This is a genomic window from Geodermatophilus sp. SYSU D00815, assembly GCF_054050035.1.
Genome location: NZ_JBJGYO010000016.1, coordinates 1 through 19,609, shown reverse-complemented (window position 1 = coordinate 19,609; position 19,609 = coordinate 1). Strand labels below are relative to the sequence as shown.

The 19,609-nt window shown below is 75.4% G+C and carries 17 protein-coding genes; 12 read left to right on the top strand and 5 right to left on the bottom strand.

The features are described 5' to 3' along the window. Window positions 1-26 precede the first annotated feature (26 nt). Entirely contained in the window at window positions 27-3,830 is a 3,804-nt protein-coding gene (metH, locus tag ACI78S_RS16940) for a methionine synthase (RefSeq protein ID WP_456975402.1), read from the top strand. Window positions 3,831-3,943: 113 nt separating this feature from the next. Here metH and ACI78S_RS16935 read toward each other — a convergent pair whose 3' ends face one another. Then, window positions 3,944-4,957 (bottom strand): type IV toxin-antitoxin system AbiEi family antitoxin domain-containing protein, encoded by a 1,014-nt coding sequence (locus ACI78S_RS16935; protein WP_456975400.1) that lies wholly within the window; start codon window positions 4,955-4,957, stop codon window positions 3,944-3,946. A gap of 401 nt (window positions 4,958-5,358) precedes the next feature. Here ACI78S_RS16935 and ACI78S_RS16930 point away from each other — a divergent pair, with 401 nt between their 5' ends. The 9 genes from ACI78S_RS16930 (at window position 5,359) to ACI78S_RS16890 (ending at window position 13,011) form a co-directional block, all read left to right on the top strand. Further along, window positions 5,359-6,279: an ABC transporter ATP-binding protein gene (locus ACI78S_RS16930; RefSeq protein WP_456975398.1), complete on the top strand. Its 921-nt coding sequence runs from the start codon at window positions 5,359-5,361 to the stop codon at window positions 6,277-6,279. A gap of 19 nt (window positions 6,280-6,298) precedes the next feature. Then, window positions 6,299-7,099: an ABC transporter permease gene (locus tag ACI78S_RS16925; protein ID WP_456975396.1), complete on the top strand. Its 801-nt coding sequence runs from the start codon at window positions 6,299-6,301 to the stop codon at window positions 7,097-7,099. Window positions 7,100-7,143: 44 nt separating this feature from the next. Continuing rightward, window positions 7,144-8,343 (top strand): sensor histidine kinase, encoded by a 1,200-nt coding sequence (locus ACI78S_RS16920; protein WP_456975394.1) that lies wholly within the window; start codon window positions 7,144-7,146, stop codon window positions 8,341-8,343. Next, window positions 8,340-8,945, top strand: coding sequence for a response regulator transcription factor (locus ACI78S_RS16915; RefSeq protein ID WP_456975392.1), 606 nt, complete (start codon window positions 8,340-8,342; stop codon window positions 8,943-8,945). Before ACI78S_RS16920 ends, ACI78S_RS16915 begins: the two co-directional genes overlap by 4 nt. 58 nt (window positions 8,946-9,003) lie before the next feature. Next, window positions 9,004-9,192: an ANTAR domain-containing protein gene (locus ACI78S_RS16910; RefSeq protein ID WP_456975390.1), complete on the top strand. Its 189-nt coding sequence runs from the start codon at window positions 9,004-9,006 to the stop codon at window positions 9,190-9,192. A gap of 61 nt (window positions 9,193-9,253) precedes the next feature. Next, complete coding sequence (locus tag ACI78S_RS16905; RefSeq protein ID WP_456975388.1) at window positions 9,254-9,964, top strand: HAD family hydrolase; 711 nt, start codon at window positions 9,254-9,256, stop codon at window positions 9,962-9,964. Further along, the gene (locus ACI78S_RS16900) at window positions 9,964-11,193 is read left to right on the top strand and encodes a glycoside hydrolase family 32 protein (RefSeq protein ID WP_456975386.1); all 1,230 of its coding nucleotides are present in this window, start codon (window positions 9,964-9,966) and stop codon (window positions 11,191-11,193) included. The genes ACI78S_RS16905 and ACI78S_RS16900 overlap by 1 nt, the downstream gene beginning before the upstream one ends. 56 nt (window positions 11,194-11,249) lie before the next feature. Next, window positions 11,250-12,464, top strand: coding sequence for a phosphotransferase (locus tag ACI78S_RS16895; RefSeq protein ID WP_456975384.1), 1,215 nt, complete (start codon window positions 11,250-11,252; stop codon window positions 12,462-12,464). A gap of 88 nt (window positions 12,465-12,552) precedes the next feature. Further along, entirely contained in the window at window positions 12,553-13,011 is a 459-nt protein-coding gene (locus tag ACI78S_RS16890; RefSeq protein ID WP_456975382.1) for a hypothetical protein, read from the top strand. 53 nt (window positions 13,012-13,064) lie between these two features. Here ACI78S_RS16890 and ACI78S_RS16885 read toward each other — a convergent pair whose 3' ends face one another. From ACI78S_RS16885 to ACI78S_RS16870, 4 genes are all read right to left on the bottom strand, one after another. Next, window positions 13,065-13,718, bottom strand: coding sequence for a response regulator transcription factor (locus ACI78S_RS16885; RefSeq protein ID WP_456975380.1), 654 nt, complete (start codon window positions 13,716-13,718; stop codon window positions 13,065-13,067). Window positions 13,719-13,723: 5 nt separating this feature from the next. Further along, window positions 13,724-15,238: a HAMP domain-containing sensor histidine kinase gene (locus ACI78S_RS16880; protein ID WP_456975378.1), complete on the bottom strand. Its 1,515-nt coding sequence runs from the start codon at window positions 15,236-15,238 to the stop codon at window positions 13,724-13,726. Continuing rightward, entirely contained in the window at window positions 15,228-15,542 is a 315-nt protein-coding gene (locus ACI78S_RS16875; RefSeq protein ID WP_456975376.1) for a hypothetical protein, read from the bottom strand. Before ACI78S_RS16875 ends, ACI78S_RS16880 begins: the two co-directional genes overlap by 11 nt. A 74-nt stretch (window positions 15,543-15,616) precedes the next feature. Next, window positions 15,617-16,576 (bottom strand): RecB family exonuclease, encoded by a 960-nt coding sequence (locus ACI78S_RS16870; protein ID WP_456975374.1) that lies wholly within the window; start codon window positions 16,574-16,576, stop codon window positions 15,617-15,619. 96 nt (window positions 16,577-16,672) lie between these two features. On the opposite strand from ACI78S_RS16870, the gene ACI78S_RS16865 reads away from it, so the two are divergent. Together ACI78S_RS16865 and arc are read left to right on the top strand one after the other, a co-directional pair. Further along, window positions 16,673-17,518, top strand: coding sequence for a tRNA (adenine-N1)-methyltransferase (locus ACI78S_RS16865; protein WP_456975372.1), 846 nt, complete (start codon window positions 16,673-16,675; stop codon window positions 17,516-17,518). A 126-nt stretch (window positions 17,519-17,644) separates the two neighbouring features. Further along, window positions 17,645-19,426 carry a proteasome ATPase gene (gene arc / locus ACI78S_RS16860; RefSeq protein WP_456975370.1) on the top strand — a complete coding sequence of 594 codons (1,782 nt, stop codon included), beginning with the start codon at window positions 17,645-17,647 and terminating at the stop codon, window positions 19,424-19,426. Window positions 19,427-19,609: the final 183 nt, after the last annotated feature.

The window sequence follows — 19,609 nt, the reverse complement described above, 5'->3', positions numbered from 1 at the left end:
TGCCCGCTCGACGACCGAGGACCGCCATGCCCCACACCCCAGCCCTCCGCCCGGACGCCACGGCGGAGCTGACCGCCCTGCTCCGGCAGCGCATCCTCGTGCTGGACGGCGCGATGGGCACCGCGATCCAGGCCGAGCGCCCCGACGAGGCCACCTACCGCGGCGCCCGGTTCGCCGACTGGCCCACCCCGCTGGCCGGCAACAACGACCTGCTCGTCCTCACCGCGCCGACGCTGGTGGCCGGCATCCACCGCCAGTACCTCGAGGCCGGCGCCGACGTCGTCGAGACCAACACCTTCAACGCCAACCGCATCTCGCTGGCCGACTACGGGATGTCCGACCTGGCGCCGGAGCTGAACCTGGCCGCGGCCCGGCTGGCCCGCGCCGAGGCCGACGCGATGTCCGCCCGGACCCCCGACCGGCCGCGCTGGGTCGCCGGCGCGCTCGGCCCCACCAACCGGACGGCGTCGATCTCGCCCGACGTCAACGACCCCGGCGCCCGCAACGTCACCTACGACGAGCTCGTCGAGACCTACCTGGAGCAGGCCGACGCCCTCGTCGACGGCGGCGTCGACCTGCTGCTGATCGAGACCGTCTTCGACACCCTCAACGCCAAGGCGGCGATCTTCGCCGTCGAGACGCTGTTCGAGCAGCGCGGCCGCCGGTGGCCGGTGATCGTCTCCGGCACGATCACCGACGCCTCCGGGCGGACGCTGTCCGGCCAGACCACCGAGGCGTTCTGGCACTCGGTGCGGCACGCGAAGCCGCTGCTCGTCGGGCTCAACTGCGCGCTGGGCGCGGCGGAGATGCGGCCCTACCTGGCCGAGCTGTCCCGCGTCGCCGACACGTTCGTCTCCTGCTACCCGAACGCGGGCCTGCCCAACGCCTTCGGCGAGTACGACGAGTCGCCGGAGCAGACCGCCGCCGTGCTCGAGGAGTTCGCCGCCAGCGGCTTCGTCAACCTCGTCGGCGGCTGCTGCGGCACCACCCCCGCGCACGTCGCCGCGCTCGCCGCGGCGGTGGCCGGCAAGGCGCCGCGCACCCCGGCCGGCACCCGCCCGGCGCTGCGGCTGTCGGGCCTGGAGCCGCTGACGGTCACCGAGGAGAGCCTGTTCGTCAACGTCGGCGAGCGGACCAACATCACCGGCTCGGCCCGCTTCCGCAACCTGATCAAGGCCGGCGACTACCCGACCGCGCTCACCGTCGCCCGCCAGCAGGTGGAGGCCGGCGCCCAGGTCATCGACGTCAACATGGACGAGGGGATGATCGACGGCGTCGCGGCCATGGCCCGCTTCACCAGGCTCATCGCCACCGAGCCCGACATCTGCCGGGTGCCGCTGATGATCGACTCCTCCAAGTGGGAGGTCATCGAGGCGGGCCTGAAGACCACCCAGGGCAAGCCGATCGTCAACTCCATCTCGCTGAAGAACGGCGAGGAGGAGTTCGTCCGCGAGGCCCGGCTGTGCCGCAAGTACGGGGCCGCGGTCGTGGTCATGGCCTTCGACGAGGACGGCCAGGCCGACTCGTTCGAGCGGCGCACCCGGATCTGCCGGCGGGCCTACGACATCCTCACCGAGCGGGTCGGCTTCCCGGCCGAGGACGTCATCTTCGACCCGAACGTGTTCGCCGTCGCCACGGGCATCGAGGAGCACGCCCGCTACGGCCTGGACTTCATCGAGGCCACCCGCTGGATCAAGGAGAACCTGCCCGGCGCGCTGGTCTCGGGCGGCATCTCCAACGTCTCGTTCTCGTTCCGCGGCAACAACCCCGTGCGCGAGGCGATCCACGCCGTCTTCCTGTACCACGCGATCGCCGCCGGCCTGGACATGGGCATCGTCAACGCCGGGGCGCTGGAGGTCTACGACGAGGTCCACCCCGAGCTGCGGGAGCGGATCGAGGACGTCGTCCTGGCCCGCCGGCCCGACGCGACCGAGCGGCTGCTGGAGATCGCCGGGGACTTCGCCGGCGACGGCGAGGCCAAGGAGGCCGCCGCCGAGGAGTGGCGGTCGCTGCCGGTGGCCGAGCGGATCACCCACGCCCTGGTCAAGGGGATCGACGAGTTCGTCGAGGCCGACACCGAGGAGCTGCGCGCCGAGATCAGCGGCCGCGGCGGCCGGCCGATCGAGGTCATCGAGGGCCCGCTGATGGCCGGCATGAACGTCGTCGGCGACCTGTTCGGCGCCGGGAAGATGTTCCTGCCGCAGGTGGTGAAGTCGGCGCGGGTGATGAAGAAGGCCGTGGCCTACCTCATCCCCTTCATCGAGGCCGAGAAGCAGCCGGGCGACGCCGAGCGCAGCAACGGCAAGGTGGTCATGGCCACCGTCAAGGGCGACGTCCACGACATCGGCAAGAACATCGTCGGCGTCGTCCTGCAGTGCAACAACTACGACGTCGTCGACCTCGGCGTGATGGTGCCGGCGCAGAAGATCCTGGACACCGCCAAGGAGGAAGGCGCCGACATCGTCGGGCTGTCGGGCCTGATCACGCCGTCGCTGGACGAGATGGTCAACCTGGCCACCGAGATGGAGCGGCAGGGCTTCGACATCCCGCTGCTCATCGGCGGGGCGACGACGTCGCGCGCGCACACCGCGGTCAAGGTCGCGCCCCGCTACCACGGCCCGGTCATCTGGGTGAAGGACGCCTCGCGGTCGGTGCCGGTGGTCGCGGCGCTGCTGTCCGACGAGCAGCGGCCCGAACTGCTGGCCCGGGTCGAGGCCGACCACGAGGCGCTGCGCGAGCGGCACGCCGCGCGCGAGGACACCCGGGCGCTGCTGCCGCTGGCCGCCGCCCGCGCCGCGGCGCCGCCGATCGACTGGAGCGGTTACACCCCGCCGCGCCCGCGCATGCTGGCGCAGCAGACCCGCGACCTGTGCGCCGGCCCCGGCTGCGACCACCGGCACGGCGAGGCGGCGACCCAGCACGTGCGGGTCTTCCGCGACTACCCGCTGGAGGAGCTTCGGGCCTACATCGACTGGCAGCCGTTCTTCCACGCCTGGGAGCTGCGCGGGCGGTTCCCCGACATCCTGCACAACCCGGCCAGCGGCGAGGCCGCGCGCCGGCTCTACGACGACGCGCAGGCGATGCTCGACCGCATCGTGGCCGAGAAGTGGCTGACCGCCAACGGCGTCGTCGGCCTGTTCCCGGCCAACAGCGTCGACGGCGACGACATCGAGGTCTACACCGACGAGTCGCGCACCGCCGTCCGGGCGACCCTGCACCAGCTGCGCCAGCAGACCGAGGGCCGGGACGGCTCGCCGCGCAAGTCGCTGGCCGACTTCGTCGCGCCCAGGGCCACCGGGCTGCGGGACCACGTCGGCGCGTTCGCGGTCACCGCCGGGCTGGGGTCGGCCGAGCGCGTCACGGCGTTCAAGAAGGACAACGACGACTACAGCGCCATCCTGCTCGAGGCGCTGGCCGACCGGCTGGCCGAGGCGTTCGCCGAACGGCTGCACGAGCGGGTGCGCCGGGAGCTGTGGGGTTACGCCCCCGACGAGGCGCTGGGCAACGACGAGCTGATCGCCGAGAAGTACACCGGCATCCGGCCGGCGCCCGGCTACCCGGCCTGCCCCGAGCACACCGAGAAGCAGACCATCTGGGAACTGCTCGACGTCGAGGCGAACGCCGGCATCGAGCTCACCGAGAGCATGGCCATGTGGCCCGGCGCGGCGGTGAGCGGCCTGTACTTCTCCCACCCGCAGTCGCGCTACTTCGTGCTCGGCCGCGTCGGCCGCGACCAGGTCGAGGACTACGCCCGCCGCAAGGGCTGGACGGTGGCCGAGGCGGAGCGGTGGCTCTCGCCCAACCTGGGCTACCGCACCGAGGACGAGTGACCGCCGGGGGACCGGCGTCGATCAGGTGACCTGATCGACGCCTGTCCGCCCCCACCAGCGTTGGTCCGGTAGGACAGCCGTCTGTCGAGGACGTCCGTGTCCCGGGCCGGCGCTCAGCTCGCCTGGGTCCTCGGATGTGCGCGCACGCCGCCCCGCCATGACTCCGTCTGGTAGCGGGGGATCGTGGTGCGCCTGGAGTTCAGCAGGTCGCGCAGCCGACCGAGCTTCTGGTCGCGGCGCTGCCACAGATCGTCCGACGCGATGCGGACGCCGCGCAGATCCAGGTCCAACAGGTCGTCCTGGCGCTTCTTCTCCTCCCACAGCACCTGGGACGGCGTCCGGTCGCGCCAGGGGTCCGTGTACTTCACCTGCCCGTCGCACTCGACGAAGACGCCGTGATCAGGCCAGAGCATGTCCAGGACGGCGATCAGGCGCCCGGCCACGAACACGGCCTGCTGCAGCAGTGGCTCCGGAAGTCCGGCCGCGACGATCGCCAGCCGGGTCCAAGTCTCGAGCGGCGAGTGGGCTCCGACGCGGGCCAGCGAGAACGCTCGTGCAGCGCGGCCGCAGTTGACCCAGTGCGTCTGGGCGAGGGCCGCGGCCTCGAGCTGTCCGATCGTGAGACGCCCGTCGGCCAACGCGTCGTCGGCGGCCACCACCGTGTCCGTCAGCTGCCACTCCCGACCGACGTCGGCGAGCGTTCGGCCGACAGCGGTGACGGGGAGTCCGTCGAGATCGACGACGTCCTCCACGAGCAGGGATGCCTGGCTGACCCGGTAGCCCTTGCCGGCGCGGAACCTCGCGGGATCCGTCAGGTGCACCTCGGCGTCGGCGGAACGGGGCACCACGAACTGGTGGAGCCTGGCGGCGGACGTGTGGCTGACGACGACGCGTTCGCCGTCGAGGCGGCGCAGGACGGCGGCGCACTCCAGGCGGTGGGTGCTGCCTTCCGCCTCGTGCCGGCGCCAGACGTCTGCCGTGGTGTAGACGCCGTGCCGTAGACGCCGCCACTGCCCCGACCGCAGCAAGGGGCCGATCGCGTTGCGGTCGATTCCGGCGGCGAACGCGTCGGAAGTGGCGAAGACGCCTCGGTGCTGCCTCATCGCCCTGGTCAGGAGTGGTTCCACGCCCGCACCGTCACAGCTGGGGGTGCATGTGGGAACGATGTCCCGCGAGCTGTGGACGGCGGTGACGGGTGTGGACGTCGGCTCCAGGGGCGGTTCTCGGCAGCCAGGAACTGGGACGGAGCAGGCGCCGCTGGTCGGCATCCGCTGGCCACCCCCGCATCCGTCCGCTGTCCTTCTCCACCAACGTGAGCGGGGGAGGACAGCCGATGATCAGGTGACCTGATCGAAGCCCGCGCATCGCCCACAACCGCACCCCTGACACGTGTCACGGGTCGGCCGTGGCGACGGCGGCCCAGGTCGTGAGCGGTGGCACCTGTGCCCGGCGGGATCCGGCGGCAGCCTCGAGGTGACGGCAGGACCGGCCGCGCAGGAGCCGGTCCGCGACTCACCCAGGAGGCACCATGCGGATCGTCGAGGACCCGGCCGTGGAGGTCCGCGACCTGCGCCGGCGGCACGGCGACTTCGAGGCGGTGCGCGGCATCTCGTTCGAGGTGGGCGCCGGCGAGGTCTTCGCCCTGCTCGGCGTCAACGGCGCCGGCAAGACCTCCGCGCTGGAGGTGGTCAAGGGGCTGGCCCCGGCCGCGGGCGGCTCGGTGCGGGTGCTCGGCGCCGACCCGCTGCGCGAGCGGGCCGCCGTCCGGCCGCACCTGGGCGTGCTGCTGCAGAGCAGCGGGCTGCCCGGCGACCTGACCGTGCGCGAGACCGTGCGCACCTGGGCGCGCACCCTCACCGACCCGCAGCCGGACGACGAGGTGCTGGCCGCCGTGGGCCTGCTCGAGCGGGCCGCCGTCCGGGTGCGCAGCCTCTCCGGCGGTGAGCGCCGCCGGCTGGACCTGGCGCTGGCGGTGCTGGGCCGGCCGCGGGTGCTCGTGCTCGACGAGCCCACCACCGGCCTGGACCCCGAGAGCCGGCGCGCCGTCTGGACGCTGGTCCGGCGGCTGGTCGCCGACGGCACCGCCGTGCTGCTCACCACCCACCACCTGGAGGAGGCCGAGCAGCTCGCCGACCGCATCGCCGTGATGCGCGCCGGCCGGATCGTGCTCGACGGCACGGCCGAGCAGATCGCCGCCAGCCGGCCGGCGACCATCCGGTTCACCCTGCCGCCCGGCGCCCCGCCGCTGCCCGCGCTGCCCGGCGCCGAGCTGGTCAGCGGCCCGCCGCGCGTCGAGCTGCACACCAAGGCGCTGCAGCCGGTGCTCACCGCGCTGCTCGCCTGGGCCGACGGCGCCGGCGTCGAGCTGGCCGGCCTGCAGGCCCGCAGCGCCTCGCTCGAGGACGCCTTCCTCGCCGTCGCCGACGGCGCCGAGCCGGCCGCCGCCTGAACCCGAGAGGAGACCCGCCATGACCACCCTGACCGTTCCCGGCCCCTCCCGCCTCCGCCGGACCTACGCGCTCGCCGAGGCCGAGACCCGGCTGCTGCTGCGCAACCGCACCGCGCTGGTCAACTCGGTGCTGCTGCCGCTGCTGCTCGTCGCCGCCGTGCCCGCGCTGGGCCTGGAGGGCGACGGCCCGCTGGGGCCGCGCCTGGCGGTGAGCGCCGTCGGCATCACCCTGGTGTTCCTCACCTACTACAACCTGGTCACCACCTTCGTGGCCCGCCGGGAGGAGCTGGTGCTGCAGCGCATGCGCACCGGCGAGCTGGCCGACGCCGAGGTGCTGCTCGGCACCGCCGCACCCACCCTGCTGGTCACGGTCGCCCAGGTCGCGCTGGTGCTGGCCGGCACTGCGGTGATCGGGGAGTGGGCGGCGCCGGTCGACGTCGTCCTGCCGCTGGCCGCGCTGCTCGGCGGGGCCGCGCTCATGGTGCTGCTCGCCGCGGCCAGCGCCGCGTTCACCCGCACCGCGGAGAGCGCGCAGATCACCACCCTGCCGCTGGTGATGGCCGCGACCGCGCTGTCGGGCCTGTTCTTCCCGCTCTCGGCGCTGCCGGAGCAGCTGGGCACCCTGGCGCGGCTGCTGCCGCTAACCCCCGTGGTGGAGCTGGCCCAGCTGGGGCTGGCCGGCCGCGCCTGGGACGGCGAGGTGGTCGACCTCGCCGGGGCCTGGGCCGCCGCGCCGCTGCCGCTGGCCGTGCTCGCCGGCTGGCTCGCCGCCGGCGCGGTGGTGGCACCCCGCGTGTTCCGGTGGGCGCCCCGTCGATGACCGGGGCGCGACCGGCGGACGGTCGGTACGGCAGCATCCTGGCCGTGCCGACCGTCTCGCGCTGGTGGGGGAGCCGCTCCGACCCGCAGCGGCTCGACCTCTACACCCGCTGGTCCTTCTACGGCTGGCTCGGGCTGACCCCGCTCCTCGCGCTGCTCACCACGGCCCCGGCCGCCGCGGACGCGGGCCCCGTCCCGGTCGTGCTGTTCCTCGCGGGGGCGACGGCGGTCGGCGTGCTCGGCCTGGCCATCGCCCGCGCCGGCCTGGCGGGACCGCGGGGGACGGCGCCGGTGCCACGCCGGCTGCTGATCGCGGCGGCGGGCGCGGCGCTGGCCACCACCGCGGTGTCGGTCTCGGCCTTCCCCGACGCCGAGGCCGGCGCCGTGGAGTGGGGCGTCGCCCTGCCGTGGGCCATGGTGCTCACCGCCTGCTCGCCGTTCTGGCCGGCCAGGGTGCTGGCGCTGCTCTCGAGCGGGGTCGGGCTGCTGGTCGGCGCCGTCGTCGTCGCCACCGGCGGCCCGCCGGACGTCGCCGTCGTCCTCGCCGTCGTCTTCGGCGTCACGGTGGCGGCGGTGACGACGGCGTTCCGGTTCTCGGTGTGGGTGCTCGACGTCGTCGTGGAGATGGACCGCACCCGCGGCGTGCAGCTGCAGCTGGCGGTGGCCGAGGAGCGGCTGCGCTTCGCCCGCGACCTGCACGACGTGATGGGCCGCAACCTCTCGGCGATCGCGGTGAAGAGCCAGCTGGCCGGGGAGCTGGTGCGCCGGCAGCGCCCGGAGGCCGCCGACGAGGTGGCCGACATCAGCCGGATCGCCGAGCAGTCGCTGCGCGAGGTGCGCGACGTGGTGCGCGGGTACCGCACCGCCGACCTCGCCGGCGAGCTGGCCGGCGCCCGGTCGGTGCTGCGCGCCGCGGGGGTGGACTGCACGGTGGCGGGGGAGGAGCACGGCGGCGGGCTCCCGGAGGGCGTGCAGACGGCGCTCGGGTGGGGGGTGCGGGAGGCGGTGACCAACGTGCTGCGGCACAGCCGGGCGAGCGCGTGCACGATCACGCTGGCCGTCGAGGACGGCGCGGCGCGGCTGCGGGTGGTCAACGACGGCGTCGGCCCGGACGTCGACCGCTGGGGCAACGGGCTCTCCGGCCTGGCTGAGCGGCTGGCCGGCGCCGGCGGACGGCTCGCGGCGGCCCCGGAGGGCGACCGGTTCGTGCTCACCGCCACCGTGCCGGTCGGGGAGGCCGCGTGATCCGGGTCCTGCTCGCCGACGACGAGAACCTCATCCGCTCGGCGCTGGCGGCGCTGCTCGCCCTCGAGGACGACCTCGAGGTGGTCGCCCAGGCCGCGTCCGGCGCCGAGGCGCTGGCCATGGCCCGGGCGCACCGCCCCGACGTCGCCGTCCTCGACCTGCAGATGCCCGACCGCGACGGCATCTCGGTGGCCGCGGAGCTCGCCGGCCTGCTGCCCGGCTGCGCCTGCGTGATCGTCACCGGCCACGGGCGCGCCGGTCACCTCAAGCGGGCGCTGTCGGCCGGGGTCCGCGGCTTCCTGCCCAAGACCGTGCACGCCGGCGTCCTCACCGACGTCGTCCGCACCGTGCACCGCGGCGGCCGGTACGTCGACCCGGAGCTGGCCGCCGAGGCCATCAGCGCCGGCGACAACCCGCTCACGCCGCGGGAGGCCGACGTCCTCGAGCTCGCCGCCACCGGGGCGCCGGTCGAGGAGATCGCCGCCCGCATCCACCTCTCGCCCGGCACCGTGCGCAACCACCTCTCCGCCGCGGCCGCCAAGCTCGGTGCGCCGAACCGGCACGCCGCGGTGGAGGCGGCCCGCCGGCACGGCTGGATCTGACCGGCGGGCGGCGCCGCACCCGGCGTGCGACAGTCGCTCGCGGAAGTCCCGTCAGGAGGTGCGGGCGGCCGGCCTCGAGCGCGCCCAGCTGAGCAACCGGCGCATCGGGATGGCCCTCGGCATCCTCATGGCCCGCGGCGGGCTGACCGAGCAGCAGGCGTTCGACGCGCTGCGCACCGCCAGCTCGCGGCGCAACGTCAGGCTGCGCGATCTCGCCGAACAGGTGATCTTCACCGGCACGCTCTGAGGTGGCCCGGTCCCGGCTGGGACGATGGAGGGGCCCGGGTCCCCCGACGAGAGACGAGCAGTTGAGGACGACGCGATCCCCCCACCCCGACGCGCTGCAGGCCGTGCTGTTCGACATGGACGGCACCCTCGTGGAGACCGAGGAGCTGTGGGGTGACGCGCTGGCGGCGCTGGCCCGCCGGCACGGCGGGACGGTGTCGCCTCAGGCGCGGGCGCGGACCGTGGGCACGAGCATGCCGGTGGCCCTCGGCATCCTCTACGCCGACCTCGGCCTGACCGCCGACGACCGGCAGCTGCTCGCCGACACCGCGTGGGTCCAGGACGTCATGGTGGAGCTGCTCGACCGCGAGCTTCGCTGGCAGCCGGGTGCCCGCGAGCTGGTCGCCGAGGTGCGCGCGGCCAGCGTCCCCACCGGCCTGGTCACGACGACGCCGCGCCGGCTGGCCACGACCGTCCTCGACCGCATGGCCGTCGACCTCGGCTCCGACTTCGCCGTCACCGTGTGCGGCGACGAGGTGCCGGCCACCAAGCCCGACCCCGCGCCCTACCGGCAGGCGATGGCCGCGCTCGGGGTCACGCCCGACGGCTGCGTGGTGGTCGAGGACTCCCACGCCGGGGCCAGCGCGGGGCTGGCGGCCGGCGCCGCGGTGCTCGGCGTCCCGTCGATGCAGCCGCTGCGCCCGGCGCCGGGGCTGGTCCTGCGCTCCTCGCTGGCCGGCGTCGGGCTGGCCGAGCTCGCCGACGTGCTCGCCGCGCGCGACCTGGCCGCCTGATGCCCGGCGCCCGGCCGGCGTTGCACTTCACCGCCGGCTCGGGGTGGATCAACGACCCCCTCGGCCTGACCCACCGGGACGGGGTCTACCACCTGTGGTTCCAGCACGTGCCCGGCGCGGCGGAGTGGGGGCCGGCCTGCTCCTGGGGGCACGCGATCAGCCCGGACCTGCTGACCTGGTCGGAGGGCGCCACCGCGCTCGCGCCGGGGGACGGCGACGGCGGCTGCTGGTCGGGCAGCGTGGTGACCGGGCCCGACGGCGCGGTGCGGGTGTTCTACACGTCGGTGGCCGAACCGGACCTCGGCGTCGGCCGGGTGCGCACCGCCCGCCCCGCCGACGGCGCGCTCACCGCCTGGCGCAAGGACCCCGGCAGCGTGGTGGAGCCGCCGCCCGGGGTGCGGGCCCGCCAGTTCCGCGATCCGTACGTGTTCGCCGAGGACGGGCGCTGGTGGATGCTCGTCGGGGCCGGCCTGGACGACGGCACCGCGACCGCCCTGACCTGGGTCTCCGACGACCTGCGGTCGTGGACCTGGGTCGGCCCGCTCGCCGCCCGGCACCGCGACGAGACCGACCCGGTGTGGACCGGCGCGATGTGGGAGTGCCCGCAGCTGGTGCGCGTCGGCGACCGCCACCTGCTGGTCGTCTCGGTCTGGGCCGACGGCGAGCTGCACTCGGTGGCCTGCGCCGTCGGCCGCTTCACCGACGGCCGGTTCACCGCCGCCTCGTGGCACCGGATCGGCTGGGGGGCCGCCCACTACGCGGCCTCGGCGTTCCGCGACCGCGGCGGCCGGCCCGGCCTGGTGTTCTGGCTGCGCGGGATCGCCGACCCGGCCGGCGGCTGGACCGGCGCGACCAGCCTGCCGTACCTGCTCGGCCTCGACGGCGACCGGCCGGTGCTCACCCCGCACGACGCGCTCGCCGCGCGCCGCACGGCCCCGCAGCCCGCGACCGCGCTGGACGCGGCCTGGCGGCCGGCCGCCGGCGGCGACGAGCTGCGCCTCGTCGGCGCCGACGGCGCCCCGGTCGCCCGGCTGCGGTGGGACGGCGGCCGGGTGCTCGTCGACGACGGCGCCGCGCTGCCCCACCCCCGTGGCGATCTGCGGCTGGTGCTGGACGGCCCGGTGCTCGAGGTGTGCGGGCCGGGCGGCGTGCTCGCCGTGCCGGTGCCCGCCGGCCTCGCGCGGCCGGTCGGCGACGGCGACCTCACCTGGTGGGCGCTGGACGCATGAGAACCGGCTCACAGCGGCCTCACCGCCTCCTCACCGGCGGCGCGCAGCGTCGCGGCGTGACCCGCGCACCGGTGCTCCCGACCCGCCCCCCGTCGCTGCGGCTGCTGCTGGCCGCGCCCGCCACCGACCTGTGGTCGACGGTGCTCACCGCCGTCGGCGGCCGGCTGCGCACGCTGCGGCCGACCTCGGTGACGCTGCAGCCCGACGGCGCGGCCACGGTGCAGTACTCCGCCGTCGTCGCCTGGCCGGGGGAGCGGGAGACCCGCGAGGCGCTGGCCGCCACCACCGGCAGCCGCATCCCCGCCGGGGCCGCCGTCGTCGAGGGGGAGATCGACGGCGCGAGCGTGCGGGTGGGGCTGTGGCGGTGGCCGCTGGACCCGGCGCTGCCCGCGCTCGGGTGGGCCGCCTCGGCCGCCGCGGTGGGGGAGCGGCTGGGCGCGCTGGGCCTGCTCGAGCAGCGCCCGCGGCTGCGGCTGCGCTCCTACCGGCCCGGGCGGCGGGCCGTGGTCGAGGTCGTGGCCCCCGGGCGGCGGCTGTTCCTCAAGGTGGTGCGGCCGGCCGCGGTCGACCGGCTGGCCGCCCGGCACGCGGCGCTGGCGGGCGCGCTCCCGGCGCCGCCGGTGCTCGCCGCGCTGCCCGACGGTGCCGTCGTCCTGCCGGCGCTGCCGGGGACGCCGCTGCGCGACCTGCTCGGCGCGGACGGCCCTGGTGCCGGGCTGCCCGGCTGGGACCGGTTGGACGCGCTGCTCGACGGGCTGCCGGCCCTGCCCGCGGCGGACCGGCGGCCGGGCGACGGGCTGGCCCGCGCTGCCGGGTACGCCACGGTGCTCGGCGCGGTCGCCGGGGGGCTGCGCGGCCGGCTGGACGCCCTGACCGGCCGGCTCGCGGCGGTGGAGCCCGGCGCGCATCCGCTCGTGCCGGTGCACGGCGACTTCTACGAGGCGCAGCTGCTGGTGTCCGGCGGCGCGGTGACCGGGCTGCTCGACGTCGACACCGCCGGCGCCGGGCACCGCGTCGACGACTGGGCCACCCTGCTGGCGCACCTGGCGCTGCTCGAGCACGTCTTGCCGCGCCCGGCCACGGCCGCGGCGTACCGCCGCGAGCTGGAGGCGGCGGCGCTGCGCAGGTGGCCGGGCGGCCAGCTGCACCCGCGGGTGGCCGCCGTGCTGCTCGGCCTGGCCACCGGCCCCTTCCGCGTGCAGCAGGAGGGCTGGCCGGCCGCGACGGAGGCCCGGCTGCGGCTCGCCGAGGCCGAGGCGGCCCGCGCATGAGAAGGCCCTCACCGGGCTCTCCCCGAGGCCTCACCGGCGGCGGAGACCGTGGTTCCCGTACCGCTCACCCGACCCGGGAGGACCCCTCATGACCCGCCGCCCCGCCACCTGGAAGATCGTCACCTTCGGCGCCGCCCTGACCGGGCTCGGCGTCGCCGGCGCCGGGATCGCCGCCGCCGGCGACGACCGCCCGTCGATCAGCGCCGCCCCGGTGTCGGTCGCCGCCGACCGGGCGGACGACTCGCCCGACGCCGCCCCCGCCGCGCCGGCGGCCGACGTCTCACCGGAGAGCGCCGACTCCCCGCAGGAGAGCGCCGCGGACAGCCCCGACGCCGTCCCGGCCGCACCGGAGCCCACCGGGCCGCCGGCGCCGGTCGCCGACGTCTCGCCCGAGAGCGCCGACCCGCCGGCCGCCAGCGGCTGGGACTCGCCGGACGCCGCCCCGGTGCCCGGCCCGGCCCCGGCTGACACCGCCGACTCCCCGGACGACGCGGCTCCGGCGCCCGGGGACACGGACGACAGCGCGGACGACAGCGCCGACGACTGACCCGGTCTCCCACCGCGAGCCCCCGGCCCTCCCGGCCGGGGGCTCGCGCGCGGTCAGCCCTCGACCAGCCGGTAGCCCATCCCGCGCACCGTCTCGATCCGGGCGGGCCCGAGCTTCCTGCGCAGGTACCGCACGTACACGTCGACGACGTTGGACGCCGGGTCGAAGTCGTAGCCCCACACGTGGCTGAGCAGCTGCTCGCGGGCCAGCACCTGGCCGGGGTGGCGCAGGAACGTCTCGGCCAGCGCGAACTCGCGGGCGGAGAGGTCCACCGTGCGCCCGTCGGCGGCCGCGCGCCGGGTGCGCAGGTCGAGGGAGAGCCCGCCGCAGGTGAGCACGGTGGTCTCGGCGCCCCGCCCACCGGCCAGCCGCAGCCGCACGCGGGCGAGCAGCTCCTCGAACCGGAACGGCTTGGGCATGTAGTCGTCGGCGCCGCCCTCGAGCCCGGCCACGGTGTCCTGCACGCTGTCGCGCGCGGTGAGGACGACGACCGGGATCGTGCACCGCTCGGCGCGCAGAGCCCGCAGGACGGCGAACCCGTCGAGCTGCGGCAGGCCGATGTCGAGCACGAGCAGGTCGAAGTCGCCGCTGCGGGCCTGGGCCAGGGCGGTGCGCCCGTCGGCGGCCACGGCGGTGGAGAACCCGTTGGCCCGCAACCCCTTCTCGACGAACGCGGCGATGCGCGGCTCGTCCTCGGCGATCAGCACGCGGCTCAGCGGTGGCCTCCTGGAACGGCGCCCGCGGCCGGCGCGGGCGGAGCGGGACCGGGCACGACGGCGGGGTCGATGTCGGGATCGGCCGGCGCCGGCCGCGCGGGCAGCACGAGGCTGAAGGTGGCGCCGCCGCCCGGAGGGCTGTCCAGCAGCACCCGCCCGCCGTGGGCGGTGGCGATCGCCCGGACGATGGCCAGGCCGAGACCGGAGCCGTCGGCGCGGGCCGCGCCCGCGGCGCCGCGCGCGAAGCGGTCGAAGATCCGCTCCCGGTCGGCCTCGGCCACCCCGGGCCCGGCGTCGGCGACCCAGAACCGCAGCTCGCCGCCGGCCAGCTGGCTGCCCAGGGCGATGCGGGCGCCGTGCCGGGTGTACCGCAGGGCGTTGTCGGCGAGCGCCACCAGCGCCTGGGTCACCCGCTGCGGGTCGAGCAGCGCGTCGACGCGGGCCGCGGTCTCCAGCGCCCAGGCGCGGTCGCCGAGCCGGCGCACCTTGCCGAACGCCTCGGTCGTGAGCGCGGCGACGTCCACCGGCTGCGGGCGGACGAACTCCGGCTGCTCGGCGCGGGCGAGCAGCAGCAGGTCGGAGACGAGCCGGCCCATCCGGTCGAGCTCGTCGCCGACCAGGGCCACCGTCGCGCGGACGTCGCCGGGGTCGTCGGCGTCGAGGACCTCCAGGTGGCCGCGGACGATGGTGAGCGGGGTGCGCAGCTCGTGGCCGGCGTCGTCGAGGAAGCGCCGCTGGCCGGCCACGCCGGCCTCGACGCGGTCGAGCATGGCGTTGACCGAGGCGACGAGGTGGCCCAGCTCGTCGGCCGAGCGCCGCTCGTCGGGGATGCGCCGGGAGAGGTCGGTCTCGGTGATCGCCGACGCGGTCGCCGCGACGTCGCGCACCGGCCGCAGGATCCGGCCGGCCACCACCCAGGCGCCCGCCGCCGCGGCGACCACGGTCAGCCCGCCGACGCCCAGCATCAGCCGCGCGGTGTGGTGCGCGGCCTCCCGCTCCTGGTCGGCGAAGTAGGCGACGACGGCGACGGCCCGGGAGGGGTCGCCGTCGAGGGTGACCGGGACGGCGAGGTAGCGGACCTCGCCGGCGCCGGAGGCGTAGCTGCCCGCCCGGCTGGTGGTCACGTCGCCGACCAGGGCGGTGAACCGGGCGTCCTCGCTGAGCAGCACCGGCGCCTCGATGCGGCTCTGGAACCGGTAGGCACCGTCGACGTAGCCGAGGAACTTCTCGTTCGGCCGGGCGAGGTTGTAGGTGATCAGCGTCTCGAGGACGTCGGCCACCGACTCGAACGGCCGCCCGGTGGAGGGGTCGAGGTCGGAGCCCAGGATCTGCCGGAACTCGAACACCTCCGACTCCAGCGCGCGGTCCATCCGCTCGTCGGTCTCGCGGATCAGCAGCCGCCAGGTGACGAGGGTGACCACCGCGAGCGTGCCGAGCACCATCAGCAGCAGCCACCCGACGATCCGCGTGCGGGCGCTGCGAGGCCGCCGGCGCACGCGGTCAGTCGTCATCGTCGTCGTCAACGTCGTCCGGGCCCCGGTCGTCCCCGTCGTCGCCGTCGTCCGGACCGTCGTCCTGGCCGTCGCCGCCGCCGAGGGGTGGCGGGGGGACGACGTCGGAACCGGTCGGGGCCGGGGCGGGTGCCGGTTGCGGCGCGGTCGTCGTCGCCGGTGCCGCGGGGGCGCGCGAGACGTCGATCGGCGCGGGCAGGCGCGCCGACCCCGGCTCACCCCCCAGGGCCGCCCAGGCCAGGCCGACGACGAGGACGACGGCGAGCGCCGCCAGCGACGCCACCACGACCGACCGGACCGACACCGCGCCCAGCGTGCCGGTGCCGGGCGAACGCCGGGTGAGACGCGGATGAGAGTGCTCTCATCCGCGTCCCCGGGTCAGTCGCGCTCGACGACCGGCAGGGTGGCCCAGCCGGACCGGGCGGCGGCGTCGGCCGGGAACGGCGGGGGAGTGCCGCCGAAGGACGGGCACAGCGCCTGGTGGTCGCACCAGCCGCAGAGCCGGCTGGGGCTGGGCCGGAAGTCGCCGGTGGCGACCGCGCGCTCGATCGCCGCCCAGATCGCCTGCAGGGTGCGCTCGAAGCGGACCAGCTCGCCCTCGTCGGGGGAGTAGGTCAGCGCGTCGCCGTCGCCGAGGTAGATCAGCTTGAGCTGGCTGGCGACGACGCCGCGCACCCGCCAGAGCACCAGCGCGTAGAACTTCATCTGGAACAGCGCCTTGGCCTCGAACGCCTCGCGGGGCATCGCGCCGGTCTTGTAGTCGACCACCCGCAGCGCGCCGTTGGGGGCGACGTCGAGCCGGTCGACGTAGCCGCGCAGCAGCAGCCCGTCGGGCAGCGTGACCTCGACCAGCTGCTCGCGGCCGTCGGGCTGGATCCGGGTCGGGTCCTCCAGCCGGAAGTAGGTCTCGACCAGCCGGCCGGCCGAGGCGAGCCAGGCGTCGAGGGACTCCGCCGGCTGGTCGTCGGCCCCCTCGGCGAACAGCTCGGCGACCTCGGGGTCGGCGCGCAGCTCGTCCCAGGCCGGCGCGATCAGCTCCTGCGCGGCGGCCGGGGTGCGCTGGGCGGCGGGCAGGTCGTAGAGCTTCTCCAGCACCGCGTGCACCAGCGTGCCGCGGACCGCCGCCCGGCTCTTGCGCTCGGGCAGCCGGTCGATGGTGCGGAAGCGGTAGAGCAGGGGACAGGTCTTGAAGTCGGCCGCCCGGCTCGGGGAGAGCGAGGGCCGGCGGGGCGCGCTCGCCGCGTCGGCGGGGGCGTCCGGGGGAGAGGCAGCACCGGCGGCGGGCTGCCCGGTCTGCACTGGACCCGTGAGCGCCGAGTCCTGCGCCATCGCCGTCATGCACCCGAGGCTAGGTCGCCCGGCCGACAGTTCCGAGCGGCCGGGCATCACCGGGGGACAGGGATCACAGCAGCCCCCTCCGTACGCTGGCCCCCCGTGGACACGCCTGAGCAGACCGTCCCCGGGGCCTTCGCCGTCGGCGACCGGGTGCAGCTGACCGACCCCAAGGGACGGCTGCACACCGTCGTCCTCCAGCCGGGCAAGCAGTTCCACACTCACCGCGGCGCGATCGAGCACGACGACCTGATCGGCGCCCCCGAGGGCTCGGTCGTCCACTCCACCGCGAACACCGGCTACCTGGCGTTCCGGCCGCTGCTGGCCGACTTCGTGCTCTCCATGCCCCGCGGGGCCCAGGTGATCTACCCCAAGGACGCCGCCCAGATCGTCGGCTTCGGCGACATCGGCCCCGGCATGCGCGTGCTCGAGGCCGGCGCGGGGTCCGGCGCGCTGACCTGCTCGCTGCTGCGGGCGGTGGGGGAGAAGGGCTCGGTCACCAGCTACGAGCGGCGCGAGGACTTCGCCGACGTCGCCCGGGCCAACGTCGGCGCCTTCTTCGGCGAGGTGCCGGGCAACTGGTCGCTGCGCCTCGGCGACCTCGCCGAGCACCCGGCGGAGGAGGTCGTCGACCGCGTCGTGCTCGACATGCTCGAGCCCTGGGCGGTGCTGCCCACCGTCGCCGCCGCGCTGCGGCCCGGCGGCGTGCTCGTCGGGTACGTGGCGACGACGACGCAGCTGTCGACCTACGTCGAGGCGCTGCGCGAGCAGGGCGTGTGGACCGAGCCGCACGCCTGGGAGACGCTGCTGCGCCCGTGGCACGCCGTCGGGCTGGCCGTCCGGCCCGAGCACCGGATGGTGGCGCACACCGCCTTCCTGGTCACCGCGCGGCGGCTGGCGGAGGGCACGGTGGCCCCGCTGCGGCAGCGCCGGCCCCAGAAGAACTGAACGGTCCGCGCACCCCCGCGTAACGGTTCGGCGCAGGCGCCCCCGTCCCGCGCGAGCCCCCGGCGCGCTGTCGGTCGGCGTGTATAGATTTGCCTCCTGGCTCCCCCGAAAGTGCGGAGGTGCGCGATGGGCCTGGGTCCCGAGGAACCGCGGGCGCGACGGGAACGTGACGTCGCCAGCCTGCTGAGTCAGATCTCCTACCTGGAGGAGGAGATCGCCCTCCTGCGCCGCAAGGTGGCCGACAGCCCCCGTCAGGTCCGCGCGCTCGAGGAGCGGGTCGCCGAGGCCGAGGGCCGGGCGGCGTTCCTGTCCGAGCGCAACGACAAGCTCGCCGGCACGCTGCGCGACGCGCGCGAGCAGCTGGTGACGCTCAAGGAGGAGGTCGACCGGCTCGGCCAGCCGCCGTCGGGCTACGGCGTCTTCCTGGGCCGGTACGACGACGGCACGGTCGACGTCTTCACCGGCGGCCGCAAGCTGCGCGTCTCGGTCTCCCCGAACGTGGAGCTCGACGGGCTGCGGCCCGGCCAGGAGGTCATGCTCAACGAGGCGATGAACGTCGTCGAGGCGCTCGGCTTCGAGAAGGCCGGCGACGTCGTCATGCTCAAGGAGCTGCTCGAGCCGGTCGACGGCGTCACCGCCCGGGCGCTGGTCATCGGGCACACCGACGAGGAGCGGGTCGTCTACCTGGCCGACTCGCTGACCGACCAGCCGCTGCGGGTCGGCGACTCGCTGCTGCTGGAGTCGCGGTCGGGGTACGTCTACGAGCGCATCCCGAAGAGCGAGGTCGAGGAGCTCATCCTCGAAGAGGTCCCCGACATCGACTACTCCGACATCGGCGGCCTGGCGCGGCAGATCGAGCAGATCCGCGACGCCGTGGAACTGCCGTTCCTGCACGCCGACCTGTTCCGCGAGTACCAGCTGCGCCCGCCGAAGGGCATCCTGCTCTACGGCCCGCCCGGCTGCGGCAAGACGCTCATCGCCAAGGCGGTGGCCAACTCGCTGGCCAAGCAGGTGGCCGCGGTGCGCGGGGAGGACTCCGGCTCGAAGGCCGGCCGCTCCTACTTCCTGAACATCAAGGGCCCGGAGCTGCTCAACAAGTACGTCGGCGAGACCGAGCGGCACATCCGGCTGGTCTTCCAGCGGGCGCGGGAGAAGGCCAGCGAGGGCACGCCGGTCATCGTGTTCTTCGACGAGATGGACTCGATCTTCCGCACCCGCGGGTCGGGCGTCTCCTCCGACGTCGAGTCGACGATCGTGCCGCAGCTGCTCAGCGAGATCGACGGCGTCGAGGGCCTCGAGAACGTCATCGTGATCGGCGCCTCCAACCGCGAGGACATGATCGACCCGGCGATCCTGCGGCCCGGCCGGCTCGACGTGAAGATCAAGATCGAGCGGCCGGACGCGGAGGCCGCCCGCGACATCTTCAGCAAGTACCTGACCACCGGCCTGCCGCTGCACCCCGACGACCTGGCCGAGCACGGGGGCAACCGCGACGCCACGATCGCCGCGATGATCCAGCGCACCGTCGAGCGCATGTACACCGAGAGCGAGGAGAACCGCTTCCTCGAGGTGACCTACGCCAACGGTGACAAGGAGGTCCTGTACTTCAAGGACTTCAACTCCGGCGCGATGCTGCAGAACATCGTCGACCGGGCGAAGAAGATGGCCATCAAGGAGAACCTGGAGACCGGGACCCCCGGCCTGCGGGTCGGCCACCTCATGCAGGCCTGCCTCGACGAGTTCAAGGAGAACGAGGACCTGCCCAACACCACCAACCCCGACGACTGGGCGCGGATCTCGGGCAAGAAGGGCGAGCGGATCGTCTACATCCGCACGCTCATCAGCGGCAAGGGCAACGAGTCCGGCCGCGCCATCGACACCGCGACCAACACCGGGCAGTACCTGTAGGGGGACGCCCTCCTCCCGGACGAGGTCCGGCGGGGGGGGGGGGGGGGCGCGGGCCCCCCCCCCCCCCCCCACGGCTGGGTCCGCCAGGTGCCGAACTCGTCGCCGTCGGTGTCGGCGAACCACCAGATGGTCCCGCCGTCGGGGGACAGGGTGCCGATGAGGGTGCCGTTCGGCCGGTCGGTG

What these genes read in the sequence shown, in the direction of transcription:
- ACI78S_RS16870 (WP_456975374.1), bottom strand. Translation starts at nt 16,576, where the DNA reads ATGACGGCGATGGCGCAGGACTCGGCGCTCACGGGTCCAGTGCAGACC.
- metH (WP_456975402.1), top strand. Translation starts at nt 27, where the DNA reads ATGCCCCACACCCCAGCCCTCCGCCCGGACGCCACGGCGGAGCTGACC.
- ACI78S_RS16890 (WP_456975382.1), top strand. Translation starts at nt 12,553, where the DNA reads ATGACCCGCCGCCCCGCCACCTGGAAGATCGTCACCTTCGGCGCCGCC.
- ACI78S_RS16900 (WP_456975386.1), top strand. Translation starts at nt 9,964, where the DNA reads ATGCCCGGCGCCCGGCCGGCGTTGCACTTCACCGCCGGCTCGGGGTGG.
- ACI78S_RS16925 (WP_456975396.1), top strand. Translation starts at nt 6,299, where the DNA reads ATGACCACCCTGACCGTTCCCGGCCCCTCCCGCCTCCGCCGGACCTAC.
- ACI78S_RS16930 (WP_456975398.1), top strand. Translation starts at nt 5,359, where the DNA reads ATGCGGATCGTCGAGGACCCGGCCGTGGAGGTCCGCGACCTGCGCCGG.
- ACI78S_RS16880 (WP_456975378.1), bottom strand. Translation starts at nt 15,238, where the DNA reads ATGACGACTGACCGCGTGCGCCGGCGGCCTCGCAGCGCCCGCACGCGG.
- arc (WP_456975370.1), top strand. Translation starts at nt 17,645, where the DNA reads ATGGGCCTGGGTCCCGAGGAACCGCGGGCGCGACGGGAACGTGACGTC.